Annotated in this window: 2 protein-coding genes; both read left to right on the top strand. The window is 62.7% G+C overall.

Annotated features, from left to right (window positions below; genetic code table 11):
- Nucleotides 1-175: 175 nt before the first annotated feature.
- The gene (locus tag M3498_01085) at nt 176-3,646 is read left to right on the top strand and encodes a ribonucleoside-diphosphate reductase (GenBank protein ID MDQ3457891.1); all 3,471 of its coding nucleotides are present in this window, start codon (nt 176-178) and stop codon (nt 3,644-3,646) included.
- 243 nt (nt 3,647-3,889) lie between these two features.
- Nucleotides 3,890-4,102, top strand: coding sequence for a DUF2281 domain-containing protein (locus M3498_01080; GenBank protein MDQ3457890.1), 213 nt, complete (start codon nt 3,890-3,892; stop codon nt 4,100-4,102).
- Nucleotides 4,103-4,174 lie beyond the last annotated feature (72 nt).

Raw genomic sequence — 4,174 nt, 5'->3', positions numbered from 1 at the left:
GGCTAGAGGCAACCTCTGAACCGGTGTCTCCTCCCAGCGCCGTCTATAAAAAACCCTACAGTTCTCCCCTGCTGTGTTTGATATCACATACATCAGGTAGATTAAAAACCTTACTTGCATACAACATATTGTAGGTGGTAGACTCCTTGAACCGGAAAGCCCGAGGAGGTTCAAGGTGACAAAACCAGTAGTTTCCAACGGGGTGAGGGTGTTCGACGAGCACGCGCTCGCCATCGCCAAGCGCCAATACTTCCAGCCGGGAGACGAAGACGTCTTCGGCATGTTCCGCCGCGTCGCCAATTGGGTAGCCAGCCCCGAGACGGACGAGAGCAGGGACCACTACGCCGAGCGTTTTTTCGCGCTCATGGCCGACAAGAAGTTCTGCCCCGGCGGGCGGGTGCTGGCGGGCGCGGCGACGAGCCACGGCAACGTGCTGAACTGCTTCGTGCAGGGTGCCAAGGAGTCCCACCCCGACTCGATGGACGGCATCATGGAGGTCGCCCGCAAGCTGGCCCTGGTGACCAAGGTGGGCGGCGGCAACGGCGTCTACCTGGGCGTCATGCGCGAGCTCGGCGCGCCCATCAAGGGCTCGGGCGGCACCGCCTCGGGGCCGGTCAGCTTCCTCCGGCAGATCTACGCGCCGATCCTCAGGGTCGTGAGGCAGGGCGGGACGAGACGTGGCGCTGGGATGGCGACCTTGGACATCGACCACCCCGACGTGCTCGACTTCATCACCGCCAAGGACCACGACCGCGAGGAAGCCGAAGGCAGGATCGAGACCTTCAACATCAGCGTCTTGGCGACCGACAAGTTCATGCAGGCCGTGAAAAACGACGAGCCCTGGTACTTCACCAGCCGCTACCGGGGCGGCCTGGTGCCACCCTCGGAAGTACCCGGCAAGTACGTTTATGCAGGTCACGAGGACTTGGGCGGCAAGGTCATCGCGCTGACGCCCGACGGCGGCGTGAGGGCCCGCTGGCTCCTAGACCAAATAGCCGAGCACGCCTGGGCGACGGGCGAGCCGGGGCTCATCTTCATCGACCGCATCAACGCCCACAACGCGGTCTTGGAGGGCCTGGGCGAGATCAAGGCGACGAACCCGTGTGTCACTGCCGATACCTGGGTGAATACGCACCTTGGAGCGCGGCAGGTGCGCGATCTTGTCGGGCGGCGGTTTTGTGCAGTGGTCGACGGCAAACGTTATGGGCTCGAGTCCGAGGGATTCTGGTCAACAGGGATCAAGCCCGTGTTCAGGCTGACGACGAAACGTGGTTTCGAGCTTCGGCTCACCGGCAACCACAAACTCAAAAAGGTCGTCCGGCAAACGCGCCACGTCCAGGAGACCACTTGGAAAGAAGTCGATGATTTGTGCGTCGGCGACAGCATCGCGCTCTCCAAGCATCGCGGGGTCGCTCCCTGGCCCGGCAAAGGTACCTTCGCGGAGGGCTGGCTGTTGGGTGCGTTGATAGGAGACGGCACCTTTGCGGTCGATAAGGCAGAGACTCGAGCCTGTCTCGACTTTTGGGGAGAGGGCAAAGAGCGCCTCGAGGCCCTGGCGACGAACGCAGCGCAAAACCTCTTCGGAGAGCAGACGTCTTTGTGGATCACGCGTAAGGACGACAAGGTTCGCATCGCCTCGAGCGACCTCGCTAAGCTGGCCGCGGACTACGGCATCGTCCACGGCCACAAGACGGTGACCGACAAGATCGAGGAGGCCAGCTTCGACTTCTATCAAGGCTTCCTGTGCGCGCTGTTTGATACCGACGGCTCCGTACAAGGCAATCAGGAAAAGGGTCTCTCGGTCCGTCTGGCCCAATCGGACAAGCTGCTTCTTAAGCGTGTGCAGCGTATGCTGGCACGCCTCGGCATTATGACCACCCTATATACGGAGCGTCGCCCGGAAGGGTACCGCAGCCTACCCGATGGTCAGGGAGGGAGTCGTGACTACTACTGCCGCGCCGACCATGAGCTCGTTATCGCCAAGGACAACCTTCTGGTCTTTCAGGAGTTTGTCAATTTCGAGGAGCTCGGCAAGCAGCAGCGTCTTGCCCAGTCTCTCGAGCTTTACCGGCGCACCCTGAACCGAGAACGCTTTGCGGATGAAATCGTGTTGCTGGAGCCCGACGGCGAGGAAGAGGTGTTTGACGTCAGCGTCGAGTGCGTCCACGAATTTGATGGCAACGGTGTCGCCGCCCATAATTGTGGTGAGATCCCATTATTACCCGGCGAACCCTGCGACCTGGGCGCCATCAACCTGGCCGAGTACGTGAGCAGCCGGGGCGTGGGCACAGAAGGCTTTGACTGGGCGACGTTTCGCGAAGACATCACCACCTGCACGAGGTTCTTGGACAACGTCCTCGAGGTCAACCAGTTCGCCCTAGACGACAACCGCGAGATGAGCCAGCGCCTGCGCCGCCTGGGCCTGGGCGTGATGGGCTTGGCCGACGCGCTCATCAAGATGGGTTTGGCCTACGACTCAGAGGAGGGCCGTGAGGCGGTGTACGCCATGATCGCCGTCCTGCGCGACGGGGCGCTCGAGGCCTCTAGGGCGCTCGCCCTAGAGCGCGGCGTCTTTCCCGACTTCGGCAAGAGCTCGCTTTCCGAGCCGCGGCGCAACGTGGCGCTCCTGACCGTGGCCCCGACCGGCACCACCAGCATGCTGATGGGGGTTTCGAGCGGCATCGAGCCCGTCTTCGCGCCGTTTATCTACCGCAAGATCGGCGACGAGTACAAGGCGCTCATCCACCCGCTGTTTAGGGAGCTCCTGGACGAGCACCCGCCCTACCCCGACTTCAAGAAGGGTGACGGCTGGGACTGGGAGCGGGTCGTGAACGCTGTCCAGGCCAACCACGGCAGCGTCCAGGGTCTCGACTTCGTGCCGCAGGCGGTCAAGGACGTGCTGGTCTGCGCCCACGACGTCGTTGCGAACGAGCACGTCAGGATGCAGGCCACCGTCCAGACCACCTTTGACGAGGGCGGGGCCATGATCGGCAACTCGATCTCGAAGACGATCAACATGCCCAACGAGGCCACCGTCAACCACGTCCACGAGGCTTACAGCCTGGCCTTCGAGCTCGGCTGCAAGGGCGTCACCGTCTACCGCGACGGCTCGAGGGACTTTCAGGTGCTGTCGACCAGCACCAAGACCGGCAAGCGCAAGGAAGCAGAGGCCGCGCCCGCGCGTCTGCCCGGCGAGCCCCTCTTCGAGCGCCCCGGCCGCCTCAGCGGCTTCACCGACAACGTCAAGCTCACCCTGCCCAGCGGCGAACGCCGCAGCTTTTACATCACCGTCAACAAGCAAGAGGACGTGCCCACCGAGGTCTTCATCAACGCGGGCAAGGCCGGCGACGAGTCCAACGCCGACTCCGAGGCCCTCGGCCGCATGGTCTCGATCGCCCTTCAGTACGGCGTCCCCGCCGAGGCCGTGGTCAAGACGCTGCGCGGCATCAACGGCGGCATGTACGGCTCCTACGGGGGCCGCATGGTCGCCTCCAAGGCCGACCTGATCGCCATCGCCCTCGAGACCGCCGGCGTCGAGAACGTCCTCGCCAAGGGCGCAAACTGCCCCGAAGGTTGCGGCGGCGTACTCGTTCCGGAGGAGGGCTGTCTCAAGTGTTACACCTGCGGCTACAGCAAGTGCGGGTGATGAGCCCGTGCTGAACTGACTGCGACGGATGCAACGGGACAGGTAACTTCCCGATGCATCCGTCCCTTGCTTGTATCACCTCGCCAGCCGCGCAAACGGCTCAGCAGCGACAGCAATGCGGATTACCTGTCCCCTAGCCCTAACCTGCGCTAAAGAGCCATGAGGAAGTCTCCAGCCCGTCCGGGTCGCAAGAATGGCCACGTAGGCCTCGAGCCGTGCTATGAATGAGGCTATACTGAAGGTATGAACCCGTCCGAACTCACCGCACTGTTCGAGAGGCTTCCCCAGGAACTCCAACAGGAGGTGCTCGACTTCACAGCTTACCTTTTGGAAAAGAAGGCGCCTCGCTACCACCAAGGCGAGCGTGTCGCGGGGCTACACGAGGGCCAGGGGTGGATGAGCGACGACTTCGACACGCCTTTACCAGACGCCTTTTGGTTGGGCCGCGAGGCGTGACCTATCTGCTCGACACGCACACCTTCATCTGGTGGGACACCGCGCCGCAAAAGCTTTCGGATAGGATAAGGA

It is taken from the genome of Deinococcota bacterium, assembly GCA_030858465.1.
Lineage (GTDB): Bacteria > Deinococcota > Deinococci > Deinococcales > Trueperaceae > JALZLY01.
The sequence above is the reverse complement of the archived record's forward strand: the minus strand, read 5'-3'. Positions and strand labels throughout refer to the sequence as shown.